This window comes from Nitrosomonas europaea (genome assembly GCF_900167395.1).
Lineage (GTDB): Bacteria > Pseudomonadota > Gammaproteobacteria > Burkholderiales > Nitrosomonadaceae > Nitrosomonas > Nitrosomonas europaea.
Map to the genome: position 1 here is coordinate 21,110 of NZ_FUWK01000025.1, position 22,772 is coordinate 43,881.

The following is a 22,772-nucleotide window of genomic DNA, read 5'->3' on the forward strand; positions in this document are numbered from 1 at the left end:
GATTGTTCGGTTATTTCGCCCTGTAAAAATGCTGCCAGGGCATGTTTGTACTAATCCACAGAGGAAACAGTGGGAGCAGTGGTTGATGTCGATGCTGTCGTCGCGGTCGCAGTCGTGCTGTCAGTCGTCGTGGTTGCAGCTGCTTTATCAGTGTCGGCCGCCTCCTTGCCGGATTCTTCTTTGGGTTTCGAATCGGATCGGGTATTTTTATTTCTGAAATCTGTTACATACCAGCCGGTCCCCTTCAGCTGGAAACCCGCAGCGGATACCTTCTTGACATAATCACTGCTACCGCAGGCAGGGCAATTTGCGATCGGGGCATCACTCATTTTCTGCAGATGCTCTTTCTCCAATCCACATGCATGGCAGGCATACTCATAGATCGGCATGTTTTCCTCCTTGGAATAAAATCTTGAAAACCCGCATTATACTTGACTACAGGGGTAATTTCCCGGATGCAGTTCTGAGCTTTGGTTTAAGAAACGATCTTCTGGCTAATTTTCCTTTCTGCCGTATTTATCCTCGAACCGGACGATATCATCCTCTCCCAGATAGGAACCGGACTGAACTTCAATCATTTCCAGTGGCACACGCCCCGGGTTTTCCAGCCGATGTGGCGTTCCCAGCGGGATGAAGGTGGATTCGTTTTCGCTGACCAGAAAGGTTTTGTCTGCCCGGGTAACCTGTGCCGTTCCCCGTACTACGATCCAGTGCTCGGCGCGGTGGTGGTGCATTTGCAATGACAGCGCTGCGCCGGGGTTGACGACAATCCGTTTGACCTGAAAACGCTCACCTCTGTCGACTGAATCGTACCAGCCCCATGGACGGTATATTTTGCGGTGTGAGCGGATTTCCGGGCGATTCCGTTGTTTCAGTATGTCGACGATGTGTTTGACTTCCTGTGTTTTGTCCTGATGTGCTACCAGAACTGCATCGGATGTTTCCACGATCACTACATTTTCCACTCCGATACAGGCAACCAGCCGATGCTCGGAAAACGCCAGAGTGTCGTGACATGCGTGCAGCAGCACATCGCCGCGCACCACGTTGCCTGATTCATCCTTCTGTAACGTGCGCCACAACGCATCCCATGCGCCAATATCCGACCATCCGGCAGAAAGCGGGATGATGGCGCCTGGCGGTAGCATGTCCGGACGTGCGGAAAGCGTTTCCATGACCGCATAATCGATCGAATCACTTGGACAAGCGGCAAACGCGGTCTTGTCGATACGGTAAAAATCACCATCGATCGAGCCTGATTGCCAGGCAGCGCGACAGGCTTCCAGAATATCCCGACGGCAAGTATCAATGGCGGTAAGCCAGATCGATGCACGCATCATGAACATGCCGCTATTCCACAGGTAGGAGCCTTCTTCCAGATAATTCTGTGCAGTGGCCAGATCCGGTTTCTCGACAAAACGGGCGATCCGGAAAGTGCCCGGTTCATGCAGTGCCGTACCGTACTGGATATAGCCGTAGCCGGTTTCCGGAGCGTTCGGTGTGATGCCGAAAGTGACCAGCATGCCACTTTCAGCGAGTGTCATTCCTTTGTGAATGATTGCCTGAAAAACTGAAATATCCGTTATGACATGGTCGGATGGCATGACCAGCAGAACCGGATCATCACTGTCCTGCATGGCTGCCAGTGCGGCTATCGTCAGCGCGGGAGCGGTGTTGCGTCCGTAAGGTTCGAGAATGATCTTGCCGATTTTACCCAGAACCCGCAGCTGCTCCGCAATCACAAAACGATATTCTTCGTTACTGACGATGATGGAGGATTGAACAGCAATGTCCTCCAGCCCATCCAGGCGACGTACGGTTTCCTGCAGCAGGGAATACCGGTTGACCAGCGGCAGTAATTGTTTGGGGTACTGCTGGCGTGAAAGTGGCCACAGGCGTGTACCCGAGCCGCCGGAGAGAATGACGGGAATGAGCGTGTGTTTCATGTATGTATTGGTTTGATCAGAAGGAAAATGGCAATTTTCTGCCGGATCATCTGGCATCCTGATTTCAGGGATGCAGCTCTCTGGTAAGTATCTCCACGATGCGGCGTGCGGCGTTGCCATCCCACAAATGCGGCCGGCGCCCTTGCTTACCACGTCCTCCCAGAATGTCATCAACCGCAGCCAGTATTCGTTCAGGGCGGGTGCCAGCCAGTATGTTCGTGCCTTCATTCACTGTGATCGGCCGTTCGGTATTTTCGCGGATGGTGATGCAGGGAACTCCCAGAGCAGTGGTTTCTTCCTGCAAACCGCCGCTGTCAGTCAGAACGAGCGTGGCATCTTTCCATAGATGAAGAAATGGCATATAAGCCTGCGGGCCCATCAGGAGGATATTTGGTCCGAGATCGATATTGAATTTCTTCAGGTTGTTCTGTGTGCGCGGATGAGCCGGGAAAACGAGTGGCAGACGTTTGGCAATCTGTTTCAGTGTCAGGCTGATACGCTCCAGGGCGTCAGGACTATCCACGTTGCTGGGCCGGTGCAGCGTGACCACACCATACGATTGATTACCCAGTGATGTTTTGAGCTGACTGGTTTCGAAGTTGGATGTATCCGCTCGCGCAAGTTGCTCTACCTGGTAAAGCAGGTTGTCCACCATGACATGGCCGACGTAGTGAATGGCTGATGCCGGTTTCCCTTCCTGCAGCAGATGCTGCTGTCCACTTGGTTCGGTTACGAAAAACCAATCGGTGATGCTGTCTGTCACCAAGCGGTTGATTTCTTCCGGCATACACATATCGCCACTGCGCAGCCCTGCTTCGACATGAGCAACCGGGATATGCAGCTTCTTGGCCACGATAGAACAGGCCAGCGTCGAGTTGACATCGCCCACGACCAGTACCGCATCCGGTGGTTCCGTTTGACAGTATTCTTCGAAGGCGACCATGATTTTGGCGGTCTGTTGTGAATGACTGCCTCCTCCAGCCGCCATAAAAATATCCGGCTGCGGAATACCCAGTTCCTCGAAAAAAACATCGTTCATTTCCCGATCGTAATGCTGACCGGTGTGGACGATTTTATAGGTCAGCCTGTCCTGTTGCTGCAAAGCGCGGACGATGGGTGCAATTTTCATGAAATTAGGTCGTGCACCGGCGATGAGATAGACCTTTTTCTGCATGATTTTCCCTGACAAAGCAATGAGCAGGATTGTAAACCATCCGAGGCATGCTGCCGGCAGGAAAACATTGGTTTTTCCCGCCTGTTTATGCAAATGGGGTTAAGGTAAGGGTGGGAAGATGCGGTCGACCCGGACTTCTGTTGTTGTTTACCTGCTTCATCGATGCCGGAACGTTACTGAAGCAGATTACAGGGCTTATAATGGCAGCATTCAATTCTATATCTGATCAGGAAAAATCATGCCTTCATTCGATATTGTTTCCGAAGTGGATAAGCAGGAAATTCGTAATGCGGTCGATCAACTGAACAAGGAAGTTTCCACCCGGTTTGATTTCAAGGGTTCGGATGCCCGTGCCGAGCAAACTGATTATGAACTTTATCTTTACGCGGATGATGAGTTCAAACTTGGCCAGGTCATGGATATTCTGATGACTAAATTTACTAAACGCGAGATTGATGTTCGCTGCCTGGAAAAGGGCCAGACCGAAAAAATCAGTGGCAATAAGGTGAAGCAGAAGGTAACAGTTAAGACCGGGGTGGAAAGTGATCTCGCTAAAAAGATCATCAAACTGGTCAAGGACAGTAAACTTAAAGTCCAGGCGAGCATCCAGGGTGAGGTAGTGCGGGTAACCGGCGCCAAGCGCGATATCCTGCAGGAGGCCATTCAACTGGTAAAAGGCAGCATCACTGAGCTGCCGCTGCAGTTTCGCAACTTTCGGGATTGAACGAGGGTTCCATCAAAACAATTTCAGGATATGATCCCGGGCAACTTCACAGTAATCGGTGAATTGAGCGCCTGTACTGTGGTGATGCCCGGGTGATCAGCGGTTTATATCAGTAATTCCACTGTAACTGGAATCTCAGGACATCAGCCTTGTATCGTTCGTAAGGGGCACTTGCTACATTGGTACGATTCATCATGTGATAAACCGCTGTAAGCTCAATTTCTTTCATAACCTGCCATTCCAGTCCAAATTCCAGATCATTAACGTGATTTCTCGGGGCGTTGCGCTCGAATTTCTGACCACCCTTGAAGTGTTGCCATTTAACGAACGGGAACAGCGTTCCCCAGCGTAATCCATCGATTTTGTAGGTTGCCAGAACATAACCACCATTGAGCGAGGATTCAGTAAGCATCGTCTGGCCGTCATTTAACTGAGGCCCCCGCCCCCAGTTCCATTCTGCCTGCAGCCCGAAGGGTTGCGGATAAAGTACGGCATGCACCCCGACACGCTCATCTTTGAAACCTTTCTCGGGTGCATCCATGACCGGAGTAAATCCGCCTGCAGGGCCTGTTGATGGAACGAAGCGTCCACGTAGAGCTTGTATACCTGCTTCAAGAATTTGACCGTTGCTGAATTGGTGTGGGTAGGTGAAGCGGGTGACCATGTGCACACCGTTATTTCCTTCGAGGCGGTTGGCACCCTGTCCATTGTAGATACCAAAGGCGAACATGCCATAATCACCGGATCCTTTCAGATTCTTCGCCATGACTTCTTTGAACCGGTCGCGTATATGAGTCGGAGCCCAGTAGAAGAATGCACCGATGTCACGCTCATCCCGACAGCAACTGTTCATGGCATCATTACGGTCAAGTGCAAGGCGATTTTGGCTGGATTGCAGGTTCTCAAAACTATAAGGGATTTTTGATTGCCCGACCCTGACCCGGAATTCCTTGTTCTTATCGAAGTGGATATCGGCGTAGGCATCCCTTAACTGAGCGAAATGGCCTGTACTGGAGCCAGACGGAGTGCTGGCAAAGTCGGGTTGTATATACAGAGAGAGATGATCGTTGATATCTCCGAAAATGACCAAACGTGCCCGTCTGATCAGGAAGGAACCATCCTCACCTACCGATTTGTCAGGCCAGTAAGATACTGCATCCTTATCGCCACTCACCGTACTACTGTAGCGGAATTGTGTATAGCCCCGAATGCCGATTCTGTCGTACCACTTTTTTTCTTCTTTGGGTTTTTCAGCCGAAGGCTCATTGCTGTGTGCAGCGATTTCCTCTGATTTTCTCCGGATATCAGATTCTGCTCCGGATTGGCCCGAATTTTCCTGAAATTTTGCTTCACCTTGCGCCAGGCCGGTTGTTGTATTGCTGACAGGCTGGCTTGACTCGGTATCTGGCTTGCTTTGAGATTGAACGGGTGACTCTTTTACTTGCTGGAAAGTACCCAGTTTGATCCTGTTTTTGCCGGGTTCGGTGTAAACCTGTTTGGTAGCTGTGTCTACATACAGGATTAATTCTTGTGCACCGGCTGGAAAGAAATGGGATGTAACGAGAATTAATCCCAAGCCACATATTGTTAAGTTGAATCTTTTTATCATTATTACCTGCCTCCCTTTTTAGCAATCCGTTTACTGGAATAAATCAGTTGAAACGGGAGGCATTATTTCAATTGCTTATGACACTCTTATTACATGGCAGATACCGGACTGACCGGATCAGAAAGAAGGGGTGTTCTGAAAAAGAGTGTGGTTGGAGATCGTGGTTAAAATGAAGGTCTTTATTTGGCAGTATGTCAGATGATGCAGCTGGTTCTGGGGTGTATATACTTGTTTCCTAGTGATTTTTCTTTTCTAACTCCGCTTTGATATCTTCTGCGATAGCTTGGTAAAGCGGGCGAAAAATCGGGCGCATATTGCTGATAATACTGTTGATTTCTACCATGGATGGGAAACGCAGACCACGATGCTCGACGGGTGCGCCGATGGGTTCCAGTTGCGCACCTAGTCTGCTGAAGTGACTGGCCAGCCGTTCTTCGGTTAGCATGAAAAGTACTCTGATATCGTGTATGCGTGCCAGTTCGATTGTGCCGATATAAAGACTCAGCGGAATGTAGGGAAAGCGCATCATTGGGCCTGTACTAAAATCTTCTTCAGAAATATTGATAGGATGATTCTTTTCACCTTTTCGCCGGCGAAAGGCGGCGATAACAGCAAGACGGGAAACTTCACCAATTTTATCTGCCGGTAGTCTGGACGGATCTATGATGGAGCGGTCGAGCGTCTGAGCACAGGTTTTCTCAAAGGGCAAGCGCCTGTCGTTACTGTTTGATGACGGACGGATGATACGGGTACAGCCGATGAATGTATCGTTATTGATACTGCGAATTAGAAGATGTAGTGAGTGGGCATCATATTCATCTATCTCAAATCCGTCAGATCGTGAAGATTCAAACTGCAAATCTTCGCAATAAACGGAGTGACGGACGCGATAAGCCTCACGCTTCAACTCTTCGGTCAATGCTGGCACGATTTTGAAGTACTGCCTGAAAGAAGTGCCCAAATGGCTATTTTCCTGGGTAAACACGATCGCGTTCGTCTAATGATTAAAGAATTTTTAGAAATTTAACAGTTAAGACAGTCAAGTAGAGGAAGCACCTCCTGTTTAAGCTGCCCATGGCTTGATGCTTTGGCTCGATCAGTCTGCCGGTTCATTCAAGTCTCTTCAGATAATCCTTGGTGAATATTTTGTCCGGCAGATCACGCAGTTTCATATCCGAGTAATCAAGTACTGAAACTTCACCTGACTTCAGCGCATCTTCCATGATGATGCGGGTTGGGCGCATCTCGCCGAGAATGTTGTCAAAATTCTCGTAACGGCTGGTCTTTAGCAATCGACCCGAAACAGAGTAGAACTCTGCTTTATACGGCCTGAAATTGGATTGATTTACCCATAACAACACTTTCTGGTAAGTGACTGAGCGATCTATACCAGTAAGTTCAAGGACATAGTAGTCTTCATCATCGATTGATTCATTACGCAGCAGTTGCGGATGATAGTCACCAGTAAAGTTGGCGCGAGCAATATCACCGTTGGCAACCTGGCCGGTCAGCCGCTGGGAAAGTGATAGCCGTATCGGCTGCGAAACACTGGGCATGAAAACCCATAAATCACGCCCTTTCATGAGAATTGCCTGACCACGCTCGGATGCAGGCTCGGTAATCATGACGATGCTGTTTTCGTTACCCTTGGAAAGTACTTGGTAACGATACAGATCTTCTGCGTGATCAGGAGCAGCTGTGCGAATAGCGACATTGACCTGAAAGCTGTCCTGCGGGAAGCGAATTTCATCCGCTTTTTCCAGTATACTTTGGGCGGTTACGGCAGATTTTTCAGTTTCCACCGGGGATGAAAACGATGTGCCTCCCTGAGCCAGTAGAAAACAACCTGTTATCAATGAAAGTAATAAGGAATATAAGTTCATATTCAATCTCCATGAGTAAACTGTCCGGGTTAGACTACCCTGAAATCGTTCGTTCGGGGCCAGACAAGTGAGCAGCATCGTCCGCATTGAAAATGTATTCAAGGAATATACGCTCGGCACAAGCCGGGTTCATGCACTCAAGGATATCAATCTGCAAATCGGAAATGGGGAGTTTCTAGCCATTGCCGGTCCTTCAGGTAGTGGAAAATCAACATTGCTTAATCTAATCGGTTGTATCGATATTCCGTCTTCCGGAAAGATTTATATCGATGACCGGGATACTAGCGGGCAAACGCCAGATCAGCTATCAGAACTCAGAGCTAGAACTATCGGCTTTATTTTTCAGACATTTAATCTTTTTTCAGTCTTGTCAGCAGAGGAGAATATTGAATACCCTTTGCTGCAATTCAAGGAATTGCGTGCTGCTGAACGCCGTGAGCGGATTGTAAAATTTCTCGACATTGTCGGGCTGGCCGAGTTTGCCGATCATCGACCTAATCAGTTAAGTGGTGGCCAGCGCCAGCGTGTCGCAATCGCCCGCGCTCTCGCCACCCATCCCAAAATCATCCTGGCGGATGAACCAACCGCCAATCTCGATCACAAGACAGGCGAAGGTATTCTGCAATTGATGAAGGACATCAATCGCAACAGTGGTACGACTTTCATTTTTTCAACGCATGATGCCAAAGTAATGGCCATGGCGGAGCGTTTGATACGCATCGAAGACGGACAGCTTGTCGGGGAAGATGCCGTTCATACCTGACCGATGCGACGATGATTCTATACCCCCGTAGCGCTGTACTGGATTGCTTCGGCACGGCGTCTTCGCAAAGACGGGGTGTGGTGGCGCCAGCCAGTTTTTCACAGATCACAGGGCAGTCAGTCGGAAAAATCGGGGTTCTGTTCCTGTTGCTGATGGTGTTGTGGAGCGCGAATCTCTGCAATTCCTCAGACATTACACCACTTTCTGCAAACAGAGCGAACGTCGGGCAGATGGTGCAAGCGTTTACCTTCGATGATTTATTCAAAGAGGATGGCCCCAGTTCCGATCTACCACAACGTGTATTCCGGCAAACTTCTTCCTGGCGCGGATTTTCGCAACTGGAATTTGCTGAAACGATTGCCAGCCCCAAACATGCATCAAAACTGCGTTTGCGTTCTGAACTATCGAATCTTGGCCAGTTGAGCCCAAACGTAAAATGGAAGCTGAGTGCCCGCATCGATTACGATGCAATCTACGATCTGTCTGATTTTTATTCGCGTCAGGTACGCCGGGATCAGCGGTTTGAGCTATTTCTGCGGGAAAATTATCTGGATTTTTCGATTGCTGATTTCGATGTCCGTGTAGGTCGCCAGCATATCGTCTGGGGAGAAATGGTTGGGCTGTTCTTCGCAGATGTCGTTTCCGCCAAGGACATGCGTGAGTTTGTGCTGCCTGATTTCGATATTCTGCGTATTCCGCAATGGGCTGTCCGTACTGAGTATTCCAAAAATGACTTTCATGCTGATCTGATCTGGATTCCATTTGCCAGTCTGGATGAGATTGGTCGGCCAGGGGCTGATTTTTACCCATTCAAGCTCCCCGTTGCTGCACCAGTCAGTTTTTTGAAAGAAGATCGCTCCGGGCGCAACGTCGCTCACTCGAATTATGGAATCCGGCTATCCCAGCTGACGAATGGCTGGGATGTCTCTGCATTTTATTATCACAGTCTCGATGCCACCCCTACTTTCCACCGGATCAGCCAGCCCTGGGAACCGCTGCTGTTTCAGGCACGCCATGGAGAAATCGACCAGGCGGGCGGGACAGTGACTAAAGACTTGGGATCGGCGGTACTCAAGGGAGAATTCGTTTACACGCATGGACGTCGCTTCAACGTGACCCGCCCGACTGCAGCGGATGGTCTGGTACGGCAGGATACTATTGATTATGCACTGGGGCTGGATTTCACACTACCATCGGATATCCGGCTGAATTTGCAGTTCTTTCAGCGCGCGTATCTGAATTATGATCGGGATATTTTTCAGGATCGGCTGGAAAACGGGGGCAGCATTTTTCTGCAGGGAGACTTATGGCGCGATTTTCAGGGGCAGATATTGTTGATCCACAGTTTCAATCGTAATGAATGGATGCTGCGTCCGCGCCTTACCTGGAACTTCGCCAGAAACTGGAAACTGGCGGCAGGTGCAGATATTTTCAATGGCCCTCCCACTGGACTGTTCGGCCGGTTTGACAGCAGCGATAGAGTATATACCGAGCTGCGTTTTTCTTTTTAGTTGGTCGTTCTCAAAAAATGTCGGAAAATTTTACATTTATATATTTTGTCGTAAGGCATCAACAACTGGTATACGTGAAACATGCCTGGCCGGCAGTATTGCCGCTAGTACAGTAGCAGTAAAGCCGATGCCTAATGCGAGTAGTAAAACAGACGGTGCGATCTGGATTCGGGCGATATAGCCAAGATCAGCATTGGGAGGGGGGGGCATGGGGATACCTATGGCGGAAATGGCCGTGGCCAGCAGTACCCCTATCCCGATTCCTAATCCTCCCCCAATCAATCCCAGTAAAAGGTTTTCACTGATAATCAGCCGGAATACCTGATGGCTGTCATTACCCAGGGCCATCATCGTGCCGAATTCACCCACGCGCTCGAAAATACTCATATTGACGCTGTTGGCAACGCTGAGCAGTACCATGATCAGGATAATGATCTGCAGCACACCAAATTGCCCTTTATACATTTCCACCGTTTTTTCGTAAAAATCATTCAGTTCCACCCAGGTTTTGACTTCCAGGTCTGATGGTCCTAATGATTGCTTTAACTGTGCTGCAATCTGATCGGTTTCTTCTGTATGTTTCAGTGAAATGACGAGTGCGTTGACTCCTTGAGTGCCGAGCAGCTCCTGTGCGGCAGCTAACGGGATTCTGACAGCGCGTGCATCAAAATCGTTGGAAAAACTCTGGAAAATACCCGTTACTTGAAAATCCAGACTATTGAGCGCACCATCAAGCGTGTTGACCAGTAATGTCACCGGGTCACCCGGTTTTAATTGCAGTGCCTGAGCGACACCTTTACCCAGCAAAATGCCGAATGTATCTTCGTCACTTAGCTGTCGTCCTGCGGTAATCTGTACAGAGCTACCCAGTTTCACTTCGTGTGACGGTTCCACACCCTCACCAATGATCGGCAGATCACTTTTACCATTGTTGAGCAATCCGGAGAAATTGAGCCGTGCCATGACCTGCGCAACTTCAGTTTCACCAGCAATTTGTTGCCTGATAGTATCGGGCGTATCTATCAGATATTTTTCCGGAGAACGTGAGCCGGCTTCATAGTACCCTTGGCGATAGATTTGCAGATGTCCACTTTGCGAGTGGATGAGCGCTTCACCCAGTTGAACATAGATATCCTGTACCCATCCACCCGCCAGAATGATACCGGTTACTCCGGCGATAACTGCTGCCAGCGTCATCAGCGTATGGGTTTTTTGACGGAGGATATTGCGTAACGCGAGTTTGAACATGATTCTCCGGGGGATATGGGCAAGCAGTTATGTTCTATACCCGATGAAGAATGAAACGATAAACCTGTTTACAATAACGAGAAACTGCGCAGAATGGCTTCGACTTTCTTATCCTCCTTGGCAAGTTCACGCAGGGCATGGATCAATCGCGTAAGCTTCGATCCTTCAGGTGACTGAAGCTCCAGATCACGTTCGAGATCTTCCTCCAACCGCTGTAATCGCATATCCATGGGCCGGAGTGTCGAATAGCGGTCCCATATGATGAAGCCGATCAAACCGAATATGCCAGCGATCGTTACCAGCATCAGCTGTTGTATAAAATCCAACCGCCGGTCGATAGCTTCAAAACGTTGATCTACCGCAATAAAACGCTGATCTATCTGCTTCTGCATAGCAGTAAAATGTTGATCTACCGCCGTAAAACGTTGATCTACCGCCGTAAAACGTTGATCCATCTGCTCCTGCATAGCAGTAAAACGCTGATCTATCGCCGTAAAACGCTGATCTATCTGTTCCTGCATAGCATTGAAACGCAGATCCATCTTTTCTTCCAAAGCTTTTTGCCCGGCTTTGAGTTCTGCCAGTGACTCGATAATTTCTCGATCACTGATACGTGGTGCGACGTCTACGGCGGCAACAGGCATGGCGACCAATACGCTGGTAAGTAATAACAGGATTTTGATCATCTCGAATAAAATTCTCTGAATATATGCTTTAAACTGTTTTTAATTCGACTGGTTCAATATGTTCGTATACAGACAGATCAGGGAATGAGACAAACATCCACTAGCTTACCCGGATAGCAACCCATTCTCCCATATGTTTCCATTAAGAATCAATGCAATATTAAATAACAAGTACTCCATAAGTACCAGCACCGGACAACATGATGCAGCGATTCGGCATCCAACTGTCGTCTTTGCTCGCCTGCTACTTTATCGATTATGCCTTAACGCATCTACAATCTGCATGCGTGAGGCTTTCCAGGCGGGGTAAACGCTGGCGATGAGTGTGGTGAGAATAGCAAGCGCCAATGCTTCCAGCACCATGTTCGAGGTGAGTAGTATCTCCCCGGTATAACCACGGGCCATGCCGGGGGGAGGAGGCATCGGAATGCCGATACTGGAAATAATTGCAGCGAGCAACCATCCGATTAGTATACCTAGCGCGCCGCCTATCCCGCCGATCAGAGCGCCTTCGCATAGAAACTGGCGCAGAATGTCGAATTTCTTTACACCCAATGCCATTGCTGTTCCGATTTCGCCGGTACGTTCCACCACGTTCATCGTCATGGTATTGGAGATGCCGAGCAGAATGATGAGTGCAATGATCAGCTTGATGGCTTGCACCTGCTTTGTAAACAGAACGGTTGTTTTATTGTAGAAATCAGCCAGTTGATACCAGGGAACGATTTCAAAGCGATCTTGCGATAATGTGTTACGTAACGCCGCCAGTGCTGCATCGGTTTGGTGGGTGTCGTTCAACAGTACTACCCAACTGTGAGCTCCCTGGGTACGCAATAACTGCTGTGCGGTGCTGATCGGCAGGCGCAATGCATTGTCATCATACGATTTGGTAACGGTAGAAAACAGGCCGTCGATAGTCATTTCAACGGCATTGATTCCACCTGTTGCCGTGTTCACCAGTAACACCACCTGGTCGCCTACCGTAACGCCCAGATTACGAGCTAACCCTTCTCCCATGATGAGATGATCAGGGTGGTCGGCCGATAAATTGCTTCCAGTCGAGATCTTGAGCGCGTTACCGAAGTAAACTTGCTCTTGCGGATCCACTCCTTCGCCAATGAATGAAAGCGTGGCATCACCGTGACTAATCAACCCGCTGAAGCTCAAACGCGGCACAATCGTTTTGATCAGATGATTGCTGTTTTGAAGCGTAGGATTTTCCAATAAATCCTGTTCCAGATCATCTGAGAATAGAAAACGGTAGGGATCAGCCTTGCCGGCTTCAAAATAACCCGGTTTAATGATCTGTAAATGGCCTAACTGGGAATGGATAGTGGATTCACGCATATCCTGATAAATCCATTCGATGAAGCCGCTGGCCAGAATCAGTGCAACCATTCCCAATGTTATGGAGCCGATAGAAATGGTGCTTCGGCGTTTCTGGCGCAGCATATTGCGCCAAATTAAATAGCAATTAAAAGAAATTATTTTCCACATGCTGTAAGTTAGCTTTAGTTTATATCAATTGTTTTATGGCTTATTTTTGTCAGATGATGAGTTGTTAACATACCATTATTCCGTCGACTTTCTTTACACTCTTGGTGAAATATAAAAATAAAATTTAATAAAGTGTTGATTATTAAGTGATAAATATTCTGGCACATATCGTGCTCGTTTATAAGCAAAAGAATGTTTAGGTAATCGTAGTTTATCTAGCATAATTTTTAGCAGGAAAAAATTCTCAGGTTTATCTTTAAGGAGATCGTGATGAAACAAACAAACTTGAAAAAGCAGTTAGTGGCTGTTGCTATTGGAGGTGTCTTTGCATTAGGAGTAACAGCTCAAGCGACAGCGGCTGGAATATTTCAGTATGACTTGGATGGACAAGGAGGAAGTGGAGAAACTGTTATAGCGGACGCTATACAGGGGGTTGCCAATGAATCTCTCAGCTTGCTGGCGGACGGCAAAACTCTTGATGGACAGGGGTGGGTTAAGTTCAATACGTTTCTTCTTAGTACAGTTGATCAAGACTACAAGTATTCTGAGGTACTACTTTATGCTACTTTCAAAATAACTACAGAATTGGTGGATGGGACTATAGGTGCTAGTGGTAGTGAGTACAAGGTTACTAGTTTTACATTTGATCTTTACAAAGATTTGGGTAACGACAATACTTTTACTGTAGCAGATGCAAGTAGTTCCACTCACGCTTCTGTCACTGCAGTAGGTGTAGATGACTATATAGCGTCTGGTGAGTTAATAGTTGGTAGTGCTAACATACAAGCTGCTAGTGGAGCAGCGATTAATGTGGAAACTACTTTTAATTTACAGCCTGGAGGAGGAGAATATTTCTTTGACCCCGATCCTTTTTATAACATCTTGAAGGCTGGTTTTAACAGTACGGGTGGAAATTGGGCATTCACTAATAATATGTTAGCTGTTGGGAGTGCTACTGGTGTTATCGATTTTAATAGCACGCCAACTGAAGTTCCTGAACCAGCTACGTTAGCGCTTTTGGGTATTGGGTTGCTTGGCTTTGGTGCAAGACGAGCACTTGTTGCGAGTAAAAATGCATAGTTTTTATTGTTTTTAGGTAGTCAGAAAAAAGCCCCCTGTTTCAGGGGGCTTTTTTTATATATGTTTGATCCGCACCTTCTTATTTGGAGTGTTTCGTCTATTTTCTTGGCAGAAAGAACAAGGATATTCTCAGGTAATTAAACAGTATAGCTGGACTAATGGAACCGTATGCTACGGAAATAAAGTAGGGAAATTGAGTCAATCCATCGTAAACTTGGCTAACTCATAGAGGTAAGCTCCCGGTTTTGCCGGGGGGGCTCACCAAGGTTTGACCTTTACGACGAAAGAGTATCAGAGTCTGAGTCACACGAGATGGGACTGCAAGTATCATGTGGTGTTCATACCGAAGAGGCGCAAGAAGCGAATATTCGGTATGCTGCGTTGGCACTTGGGCGAGCTATTCCACGAACTGGCCTCCCACAAGGAATCGAAAATTGTCGAAGGTCACCTGATGGACGATCACGTTCATATGTGCATCAGCATTCCCCCGAAGTACGCGGTGTCGAACGTGGTTGGGTACTTGAAGGGGAAGAGCGCGATCCAGATTGCGCGCAAGTTTGGCGGGCGACAGAAGAACTTTACCGGCGAGCATTTTTGGGCGAGAGGCTATTTTGTTTCGACGGTTGGATTGGACGATAACATTGTTCGAACGTACATCCGCAACCAGGAAGATGAGGACGAGCGCTACGACCAGATGAAGCTGGAAATATAGGGTAGCCGCCAGGGGCGGCTCACGGTTTCATGGGCGCCTTTGAGGCGCTCACCACCCAAATCACCGGCTTTGCCGGTGGTATTTGACTTTAGTCATATTTAATTTTTGAAGCGAATGGAATATCAATCATTACCATTACCCGCCGCGCTAATTGCAGAGCTCCAAGCTCAGCTTGGAAAAGACAAGGTCGTTCTGGAGCAGGATGCGCTGGAAGTTACCACACGAACTTGTATTCCTTACCGGGAATTACCGGGAGCTATTGTTTATCCGGAGAGTGTAGAGGAGGTGCAGGCTATCGTTCGACTCGCAGCAAAGTTTAACGTACCGGTATGGCCGGTCAGTACTGGGAAGAACTGGGGGTACGGCGAAAAAACAGCATGTTATCCCGGTGGCATTACAGTGGTGCTGGAACGCATGAATCGGATTCATGAGGTTGATGAGGCTCTAGGCTATGCGGTAATTGAACCTGGTGTGACCTATAAGCAGCTTAACGAATTTTTAAAGGCTAATTATCCTGATCTCTGGTCAGATTCGGCGGGGACTACACAATTTGCCAGCGTTTTGGGTAATGCGCTGGATAAAGGCCGTGGGTTAACCCCTTATGCGGATCATTTTGGGAGCTTATGTGGTATGGATGTTGTTTTGCCTGATGGCAGGCTGCTTGAGACCGGTGGCGGACCGCAAGGTAATAATCATGCAAAATATGTATACAAATGGGGGGTGGGGCCTTATCTCGATGGTTTGTTTACTCAGTCCAATTTTGGCATTGTTGTCAAGGCGGGTATCTGGTTGATGCCCAAGCCTGAGTGTTTTGACTGGGCCGCTTTTGAATATACCGCTTCTGATGAAAAATTCGGTGATTTTATTGATGAGTTGAGGCAGCTTGTTTCGCAGGGCGTTTTGCGCTCACGCCCACATCTTGCCAATGATTTTGCCATGATGTGTATCATTTCACAGTATCCGTATGAATTGCTTGATGGTAAGAAATATTTGAGTGAGGCTGCACTGGAAAGCTGGCGCCGTCAGCATGGTGTTGCACGTTGGACATTTGGTTGTGGTTTGTATGGTAGCCAGGCGGAAGTACGGTTTCAGAAACAGGCAATTAAGCGCGTACTTGGCCGTTATGGTCGGGTCCAGTTTTTGGGTGCGGCTGTTGAAGATAATTGGTATGGGCGTTTACTGCGTCAAGTTGCGCCAGTAGTAAACCGGTTGATGGGTAAGTCCGATGCTTTTATGGAAGCATTGATTCCCGGAATTAATTTGTTCCGAGGTATTCCTACAGATTATTTTGTTCGTCAGGTTTATTTCAAATCACATCCACAGAAACCTGCAGATGATGTCGATCCGGCACGCGACCAGTGTGGCCTGTTATGGATAGGGCCAATAGTACCGTTTACTGCCAAGCATATTTTGCATGCTCTGACTCTGGTTAAGGAAGTATATACCCGACATGAGTTTGATTTTTTTGTAGAGCTGATTATTGAAAGTCCACGGACGATTATCTTGCTGGTGGGAGTATTTTATGAACGGAATAATGCTAATGAAATAGCGCGTGCCCAAGCCTGGTATAAGGATGTACGTGAGCTATTCTTGCAAAATGGTTACCCTCCATATCGAACTACTACGATGAGTATGTCTGGATCACTGGATCAGAATCCGATAGCAAGAGATTTTCTGAAGATGATCAAAGGTGTTATTGACCCGCAAGATCTGATAGCACCAGGGCGGTATGGCGTTTCAGGATTATCTGGGGCTGATTCTTCTTTGGTTGCTCTCAAGCAGGCAGATAATGATCCGTATTAAGTAACTTTAAAGTATTTTTCATTCTTTGATCTATGTCTCGTTGTAAACGTTGTCTACTTCCCCATAGTGCGCCCGGCGCTGCAGTTGATTCAAGCGGAATATGTGCCTTTTGCAGATCTTATGTACCTAATGATAAAAACTTGTCTGATCAGTTACATCAGCAGCGTCAGCTTGATCTCGAAAAAGCGCTGGCGGATTGCCGTGGCAAGGGGCCCTATGATGTTCTGGTTTGTTTGAGCGGAGGGAAAGATAGTCTTTATTTGCTTTACCGGCTAAAGGTTGAGTATAAGCTGAATGTATTGGCATTTACTACCGATGTCAATATTCCCGATATCGCTTGGAATAACATTCATCGAACCATTCAGAAACTGGATATTGATCATCTGGTATATCGGCCTTCTGCTCAGTTTTACCGCAAACTTTTTCGATATTTACTCATGAATCAGGAAGAGCGCGGTGCTGTTTATACAGTTTCCTATGTATATGCTCCGCTGTTTGAAGGGGATGCACTGCAAGTAGCGATGGAAAAAGGCATTCCTCTGGTGCTCGCGGGTTATTCACCAGGACAGCCAGAGCCGGAGCGGATGGAGTTTGAATTTTCGCGCAAGCTGATTACTGAAACAGACTGGACACCTCCCGGGTTACGTCAGTCGGGTGAATTTACTGAAGAAGAACTGGCGCGTTTCTGGAATCCGAAACGATTTCCGGCAGATACCCGTTTCCCACGTTATCTCGCTCCTTTCCATGCATGGGATTATGATCAGGAAGCGATGATCCGCAAAGTGCATGATTTGGAGCTGGTTAAACGGCGAGCACACGGAAACCCAATTTACAGCAATTATCCGATCAATTGGCTGCTGATGTATTCAGATCTGAAGCATTTTGGCTATAACCCTTATGCACCTGAGTTTTCTGCTTTGATCCGTGCGGGTAAAGCAAGTCGTGCTTATTGGTGGTTTATGACCCCGATTGTCAATTTCATCATCCGTAATAAGCTATTGATAGGCCGTAATACCGTTGACCAGTTACAGCAGCTTGGTCTTCAAGAGGATGATTTGAAAATTACTCGACCGCGTGGTGCTTACGATCCGGAAATTGATTAATTTGGCAGGGTGTGTTGAGGGGGAAGAGGGAAATTATATTGAGTCATGAGATAGTCGCTGGGATACGAAATGATAGGTAAGGCTGGAATCGGGACGATACTTGATCTGCTGAGAGTACGTAGTGCAGCTACACCTGCTGCAACTGCATTTCAGGTTTTGGTTCAGAATAAAAGTTGGCAGCCGACCAATTGGGAGCAGTTTGTACAGGCCGCAGGGCGGGTTGGTGCAAGGTTAACAGATTTTGGGGTCAGGAAAGGTGATCATGTTGGTATCATGGCTGCAACATCACTTGACTGGGAATATGCCCAAATGGGGGCATTGTTTGCAGGAGCCGTTGTTGCTGGAATTGACCCTGAGTATCCGGCGGACCAGTTAAATCATGTGATCGAGAATCTTGGGTTGTCAGTCCTGTTTGTTCAGAATCGTTCAGTCTTCGCAAAAATTCCATTAGAACTTCGTCAGCAGATCAGTGTATTTATTTTCTTTGAGGGTGAATCTCAGCAGAAAAATGAATTCAGCATGATCAATTTACTGGTAGAGCAAGAAACTGATACTTCTATTTGTTTGCCGGATGTGTTGCCACAGGATGAGGCAGTGATCGTATTTTCTTCTGGTACAACCGGGATGCCCAAAGCAATTATCTTTACCCATGAACAGGTTATTATGGCGGTTGAGGCCATTATGCGGGTATTTAATGATTTGAGTAGCCAGACGATACTTTTGTGCTGGTTGCCGTTATCGAACCTTTTTCAGCGTATTGTCAATTTTTGTGCAATAAAAATTGGTGCATCGAGTTACATATTGAGTGATCCGCGTGATTTGATGCGGTACGTCAAACAGGTGAATCCAGATGTTCTGATCGGTGTGCCAAAGGTACTTGAGCGAGTGCATTCGGGGGTTGTCGACCATATTGAAGGTCGGGTTTGGCCATTGCGTATGCTGGCGCGATGGGCAATTAGGATAGGTTACAAGCGGGCTGCGGCAAGGAGTGATCGAGGTGATTCTTTTGGTCTGATGAATAAACTGCTATGGAAACAGGCCGAGAATATGTTTTTACGCCGCCTGCGAATGGTTTTCGGTTCGCGGGTTCGTTATCTCGTCAGTGGATCTGCTGCGATGCCGGTTTGGCTATTGAGATGGTTTGACGCAATTGGATTACCGGTATATGAAGTTTATGGTATTAGTGAGAATGTTATCCCTGTCGCGGTAAATTCATCTGGCAGCCGTAAATTGGGGGCTGTGGGTAAACCATTATTGCCAAATGAGATAAAGCTCACTATGGATGGTGAGATCCTTGTTCGAGGCCCAGGAGTGTTCAAGGGTTATCAGGATAGAAAGGAAGAGAGTAATTTGCGTTTTTCACCAGATGGTTATTGGCACACTGGTGATCTGGGAGAGCTAGATACAGCAGGATTTCTTTCTATTGTCGGGAGAAAGAGCGATGTTTTCAAAACATCTGCAGGAAAATGGATTGCTCCTGTGAGAATTGAAGAACGACTGGGACGTATTGCTTATGTTGAGCAAAGTGTCGTATTTCAATATGAATCAGGCAAAATTGTTGCTGTCATTGTCGTTGATTTGGAGAAATGTGCACAGAAAACCAGTGCAGTGCGCTATTCTGAAGTTTCATTACATATGGAAAATATGGCTAAGAATAAGCTTCATCAAATTCTGGAGACAGATATCAATGCAGAATTGGAAGATCTGCCTCTTTATCAGCGACCGGTTTATGTTGCTGTGACTGATAAGTTTTTTACGGTAAGCGGAGGGGAGCTAACTGTCAATATGAAGGTGCGTCGCAGTATTGTTGCACAGCGGTTTTCAGCGTACTTCGAAAATACTGTATGTAAATCTGATCAGGGTCGGGCTGAAAACGGTCATGTAGTTATGAGTGGGCCAACCATTTTTTTTATATGAATACCTATTTTATTACAGGCGCTACTGGGGTTCTTGGTAGTGCGATTGTTAAGGAACTGCTTTCGAACCCCGAGAACCGCCTGGTGCTTCTGGTGCGTGCCGAGAATGAATTGGTGCTACAAAAGCGTATTACAGAGTTGTTATCGTTTCTTGGGGTTGGTGAGAAAACTCGTGACAGAATGGATTTCATACGGGGTGATGTAGAGCTTGAGCGATTTGGCTTGCATCCAGGTAATTTTATAAAATTGGGAGATCAGGTCACACATATCATTCATAGCGCAGCCAGTGTTCGTATGAACTACTCACTTGAGCGGGCGCGCCTTGCTGCAGTGACTGCAACTGAGCATGTATTGCAGCTGGCACGATTAAGTCGTAAAAATGGATTACTCCAGAAAATGGAGGCAGTAAGTACGGTCGGTGTAGGAGGTAGATATTATGGCGCTTTACCAGAACAATGGTTGAATACACCAAGAAATTTTCACAATACCTATGAGCAATCGAAAGCCGAAGCTGAAATCATACTCAAAACTGAAGTTGATCAGGGAATGCCAATTACTGTTCATCGTCCCAGTATGATTGTTGGAGATAGCCAAACAGGACGCATATTAAACTTTCAGATTTTTTACTATTTGCTTGAATTTATTACGGGCCGTCGCACTTGGGGCGTAATGCCTGATATTTCTGATCGGCATGTGGACGCGATTCCTGTGGACTATGTTGCGCGAGCAATTTCCTGGTCAAGTAAAAATCCTGAGACAATTGGCAAAATATTGCACTTGTGTGCCGGGCTGGAAAATATCACATCATTAGAAAATGCTGAAAAGCTTGCGCGCTCCAAGTTTATGAAAATGAATTTGCCCGTACCACACAAACGAGTTTTACCTGTTGCCCAGTTCAGGTTTTTGGTGAACAGCGTTACTCCATTCCTTCCCAGAAAAATCAGGCGATCAGTCAGTGCATTACCCATCTTTCTAAACTATACAAAAAACCAAATCTTTGATAATACCGAAACAAATATAATTCTTAGTAGTGCGGGGCTTCAAATGCCCCGCTCAGATGAATTTCTTGGGCCAGTAATTGACTACTATCTTTCACAAGCTTATTTGACGTAAACTCCTTCTATTACTCGCTATCCAAGATGGCTCAGGATTGATGGTATTTCATTTCATTTACATTTTCTATCTGGGTTGTCTGTAAATATTTTAGATAATCCCAATAGCCATAAAATACTGCTGTTTCATTGACCAGATTTTCCCGCTTAAATATTTCATGTATTTTTGGCAGATTGCACCAAGCCACTCCAGGAAAGAAATGGTGATACGCATGCAATGTAAAATTGAGGTTGGGTAATATCAGTTTTTCCCACCAGCTTAATATAATTAATGAGGAAGATTCAATGATGTTTGCTTTGGGTAAGTTATAGACATGTTCGCAAACAGCACCTAGGCGCACGATTAAGGGTGTAAATGTCATTAATGGCAATAGCCAGTAAACCAGAAATACTGGCCACAATTCTAAGTAAGTCAATAATACTGCAACGATGATGTAGAATCCGGGCCGCAGCCACTTCGGAATGGGGTGTGGGCGATTGTAAACATTCTTATTCTCCAGGCGTTTTCCTTTCAGAATCCTGTAAAAACTCAGCCCACTCAGATCGCTCAATAGCAACTTGATCAGATGTCTAGTGGACATTGGAAATGTCCAGTCCGGGCCGGCCTTGCGCAAAAAATCCGGATCATCTTCGGTGAAATAATACTTGTGATGAGATAAATGGACTTTGGCATAGTCCTCCACGGTAATGCCTATCGGATAAGCAGTCAGGATATTGGCCAGCGTATCACCGTATCTCCCTCGTAAACCGAGCTGGTGTACCTGTTCATGCACCAGTAACCCCAGAATATTGAAACGTGTGGCAATGATCGGTATGGCAAGTGCAGTCATCCAGATATTGTCGATATGGATAGCTAGCGCAATGACTGCAATGATGATTCCCCAGGCACCACCGGCCTGTATCAGGAATTCTTTTGGCCGGGCGCCGCTGAGTGCCTGAATTTCATTGCGTGCCTGTTTGGATAAACGACTTTTATCGCCAGCCAACGCTGGTGAAAGAGTGTGCGGTTGATTCATAAAACACCTCGTTTAATTCGCAAGTTTGGATAAGAAAGGGGAGTGTTTTCCCTGCTTATGCAGCGGCATAACTGCGAATAAATTAAGAATAAAGGTGTTTTTACGAGTTTGTCATAAGAGCTTTTTGTGCTTTTGTTGCTGGGAAGCAGTCATGGCCGTCGTTGCTAAACGGCGTCATCGCGAGATGGTTTTTTTCGTATGTTGTCCAAATAAGCTTATCTTCGCGAGGCCGTCAGGCCGTGGCGATCCAGAGTAGTTGCAATTGGAAGGAGGGCGCGTTGTATAGTTTGCTGATATAGCGACTGGATTGCTTCCTGCTTCACTGTGTCTGCAGTCGCAATAACGCGATATGGGATATTTGGGCTGGTGTAGTTTCCAGTGAGTATTACAACCCGGCATAGCGGCTGATTTCTTGTGCGAACCGACAAAAATCCTGGGGTGAGTGTTGGCTGATTGTGTAAACAATTTCCCAGTTGATTGCTTCGTACTGGTGTACTGCAATATTTCTGAAGCCGACTGCCTTTTTTAGCTGTTGGCTGGTGGTTGATGAAATAACGCTTGCTTCTTGAAGCAGGGTAAATACACTACCCATAGTTTGTGGTGCCGGGCAATTGGTATGGCTGAGAATATGGCTGCCAATATCAATGCACAGTTGTACGGCACGTGTAAGGTTAAGTTGTAGTAGTTCAGATTTGATCTGACAGCAGGTCTTGCCAAGAGGTGGGATTACCCGGTTTGATAGAGGTGCGAATCTTTATCAACCAAACGCGAAAGCGTAAAGGAGTAATCCCATGAGCAGTGTTCATCATAAAATCATTAAACACAAGATTGGCTTGCTTAATCTGGCAGCTGAGCTTGGCAATGTATCCCGTGCCTGTAAGGTGATGGGTTTTTCTCGCGATACTTTCTATCGCTATCAGGCAGCTGTGGAAACAGGAGGTGTTGAAGCTCTGATAGATGCAAACCGACGTAAGCCCAATATCAAGAAC

The 22,772-nt window shown here is 47.0% G+C and carries 21 protein-coding genes; 10 read left to right on the top strand and 11 right to left on the bottom strand.

Annotated elements, in window-relative coordinates:
* Positions 1–50 precede the first annotated feature (50 nt).
* From B5D58_RS08700 to wecB, 3 genes are all read right to left on the bottom strand, one after another.
* On the bottom strand, positions 51–389 hold the full coding sequence (locus B5D58_RS08700; protein ID WP_011112742.1) for an FmdB family zinc ribbon protein: 339 nt from the start codon (positions 387–389) through the stop codon (positions 51–53).
* Positions 390–494: 105 nt separating this feature from the next.
* Positions 495–1,946, bottom strand: coding sequence for a mannose-1-phosphate guanylyltransferase/mannose-6-phosphate isomerase (locus B5D58_RS08705; RefSeq protein WP_041357308.1), 1,452 nt, complete (start codon positions 1,944–1,946; stop codon positions 495–497).
* 64 nt (positions 1,947–2,010) lie between these two features.
* Positions 2,011–3,120: a non-hydrolyzing UDP-N-acetylglucosamine 2-epimerase gene (wecB, locus tag B5D58_RS08710; RefSeq protein WP_011112740.1), complete on the bottom strand. Its 1,110-nt coding sequence runs from the start codon at positions 3,118–3,120 to the stop codon at positions 2,011–2,013.
* Between the two features lie 238 nt (positions 3,121–3,358).
* On the opposite strand from wecB, the gene B5D58_RS08715 reads away from it, so the two are divergent.
* Positions 3,359–3,844 (top strand): YajQ family cyclic di-GMP-binding protein, encoded by a 486-nt coding sequence (locus B5D58_RS08715; protein WP_011112739.1) that lies wholly within the window; start codon positions 3,359–3,361, stop codon positions 3,842–3,844.
* Between the two features lie 109 nt (positions 3,845–3,953).
* Here the strand turns inward: B5D58_RS08715 and B5D58_RS08720 are convergent, their stop codons facing one another.
* The 3 genes from B5D58_RS08720 to B5D58_RS08730 all read right to left on the bottom strand — a co-directional run bounded on the left by B5D58_RS08720 (position 3,954) and on the right by B5D58_RS08730 (position 7,336).
* Positions 3,954–5,420, bottom strand: coding sequence for a porin (locus tag B5D58_RS08720; protein ID WP_234989045.1), 1,467 nt, complete (start codon positions 5,418–5,420; stop codon positions 3,954–3,956).
* Between the two features lie 268 nt (positions 5,421–5,688).
* Positions 5,689–6,414, bottom strand: a complete 726-nt coding sequence (locus B5D58_RS08725; protein WP_011112737.1) for a PEP-CTERM/exosortase system-associated acyltransferase — start codon at positions 6,412–6,414, stop codon at positions 5,689–5,691.
* Between the two features lie 148 nt (positions 6,415–6,562).
* The gene (locus B5D58_RS08730) at positions 6,563–7,336 is read right to left on the bottom strand and encodes an outer membrane lipoprotein-sorting protein (RefSeq protein WP_011112736.1); all 774 of its coding nucleotides are present in this window, start codon (positions 7,334–7,336) and stop codon (positions 6,563–6,565) included.
* A 67-nt stretch (positions 7,337–7,403) separates the two neighbouring features.
* Between B5D58_RS08730 and B5D58_RS08735 the strand changes: the two genes are divergently transcribed.
* Together B5D58_RS08735 and B5D58_RS08740 are read left to right on the top strand one after the other, a co-directional pair.
* Positions 7,404–8,099 (top strand): ABC transporter ATP-binding protein, encoded by a 696-nt coding sequence (locus B5D58_RS08735; RefSeq protein ID WP_011112735.1) that lies wholly within the window; start codon positions 7,404–7,406, stop codon positions 8,097–8,099.
* Positions 8,100–8,110: 11 nt separating this feature from the next.
* Positions 8,111–9,610: a DUF1302 family protein gene (locus B5D58_RS08740; RefSeq protein WP_234989046.1), complete on the top strand. Its 1,500-nt coding sequence runs from the start codon at positions 8,111–8,113 to the stop codon at positions 9,608–9,610.
* A 36-nt stretch (positions 9,611–9,646) separates the two neighbouring features.
* Here the strand turns inward: B5D58_RS08740 and B5D58_RS08745 are convergent, their stop codons facing one another.
* From B5D58_RS08745 to B5D58_RS08755, 3 genes are all read right to left on the bottom strand, one after another.
* Positions 9,647–10,858, bottom strand: a complete 1,212-nt coding sequence (locus tag B5D58_RS08745) for an ABC transporter permease (protein WP_011112733.1) — start codon at positions 10,856–10,858, stop codon at positions 9,647–9,649.
* Positions 10,859–10,926: 68 nt separating this feature from the next.
* On the bottom strand, positions 10,927–11,544 hold the full coding sequence (locus tag B5D58_RS08750; protein ID WP_011112732.1) for a hypothetical protein: 618 nt from the start codon (positions 11,542–11,544) through the stop codon (positions 10,927–10,929).
* Between the two features lie 249 nt (positions 11,545–11,793).
* A complete protein-coding gene (locus B5D58_RS08755) occupies positions 11,794–13,041 on the bottom strand; it encodes an ABC transporter permease (RefSeq protein ID WP_011112731.1) in 1,248 nt (415 codons plus the stop codon).
* A gap of 270 nt (positions 13,042–13,311) precedes the next feature.
* On the opposite strand from B5D58_RS08755, the gene pepA reads away from it, so the two are divergent.
* From pepA to B5D58_RS08785, 6 genes are all read left to right on the top strand, one after another.
* Positions 13,312–14,121 carry a flocculation-associated PEP-CTERM protein PepA gene (gene pepA / locus B5D58_RS13670; protein ID WP_011112730.1) on the top strand — a complete coding sequence of 270 codons (810 nt, stop codon included), beginning with the start codon at positions 13,312–13,314 and terminating at the stop codon, positions 14,119–14,121.
* A gap of 268 nt (positions 14,122–14,389) precedes the next feature.
* Positions 14,390–14,833, top strand: coding sequence for an IS200/IS605 family transposase (gene tnpA / locus B5D58_RS08765; protein WP_011112729.1), 444 nt, complete (start codon positions 14,390–14,392; stop codon positions 14,831–14,833).
* A 114-nt stretch (positions 14,834–14,947) separates the two neighbouring features.
* Positions 14,948–16,636: an FAD-binding oxidoreductase gene (locus B5D58_RS08770; RefSeq protein ID WP_011112728.1), complete on the top strand. Its 1,689-nt coding sequence runs from the start codon at positions 14,948–14,950 to the stop codon at positions 16,634–16,636.
* 140 nt (positions 16,637–16,776) lie between these two features.
* Positions 16,777–17,739, top strand: a complete 963-nt coding sequence (locus B5D58_RS08775) for an adenine nucleotide alpha hydrolase family protein (protein ID WP_198407848.1) — start codon at positions 16,777–16,779, stop codon at positions 17,737–17,739.
* 69 nt (positions 17,740–17,808) lie between these two features.
* The gene (locus B5D58_RS08780; protein WP_011112726.1) at positions 17,809–19,656 is read left to right on the top strand and encodes an AMP-dependent synthetase/ligase; all 1,848 of its coding nucleotides are present in this window, start codon (positions 17,809–17,811) and stop codon (positions 19,654–19,656) included.
* Positions 19,653–20,768, top strand: coding sequence for an SDR family oxidoreductase (locus tag B5D58_RS08785; RefSeq protein ID WP_011112725.1), 1,116 nt, complete (start codon positions 19,653–19,655; stop codon positions 20,766–20,768). Before B5D58_RS08780 ends, B5D58_RS08785 begins: the two co-directional genes overlap by 4 nt.
* 31 nt (positions 20,769–20,799) lie before the next feature.
* On the opposite strand, the gene B5D58_RS08790 is transcribed toward B5D58_RS08785, so the two are convergent.
* The gene (locus B5D58_RS08790) at positions 20,800–21,783 is read right to left on the bottom strand and encodes a fatty acid desaturase (protein ID WP_011112724.1); all 984 of its coding nucleotides are present in this window, start codon (positions 21,781–21,783) and stop codon (positions 20,800–20,802) included.
* Positions 21,784–22,168: 385 nt separating this feature from the next.
* Entirely contained in the window at positions 22,169–22,510 is a 342-nt protein-coding gene (gene hepT / locus B5D58_RS08795) for a type VII toxin-antitoxin system HepT family RNase toxin (protein ID WP_078737670.1), read from the bottom strand.
* A gap of 64 nt (positions 22,511–22,574) precedes the next feature.
* Here hepT and B5D58_RS08800 point away from each other — a divergent pair.
* Positions 22,575–22,772: helix-turn-helix domain-containing protein (locus tag B5D58_RS08800; protein WP_143779562.1), on the top strand; the 198-nt coding region annotated here is incomplete at its 3' end.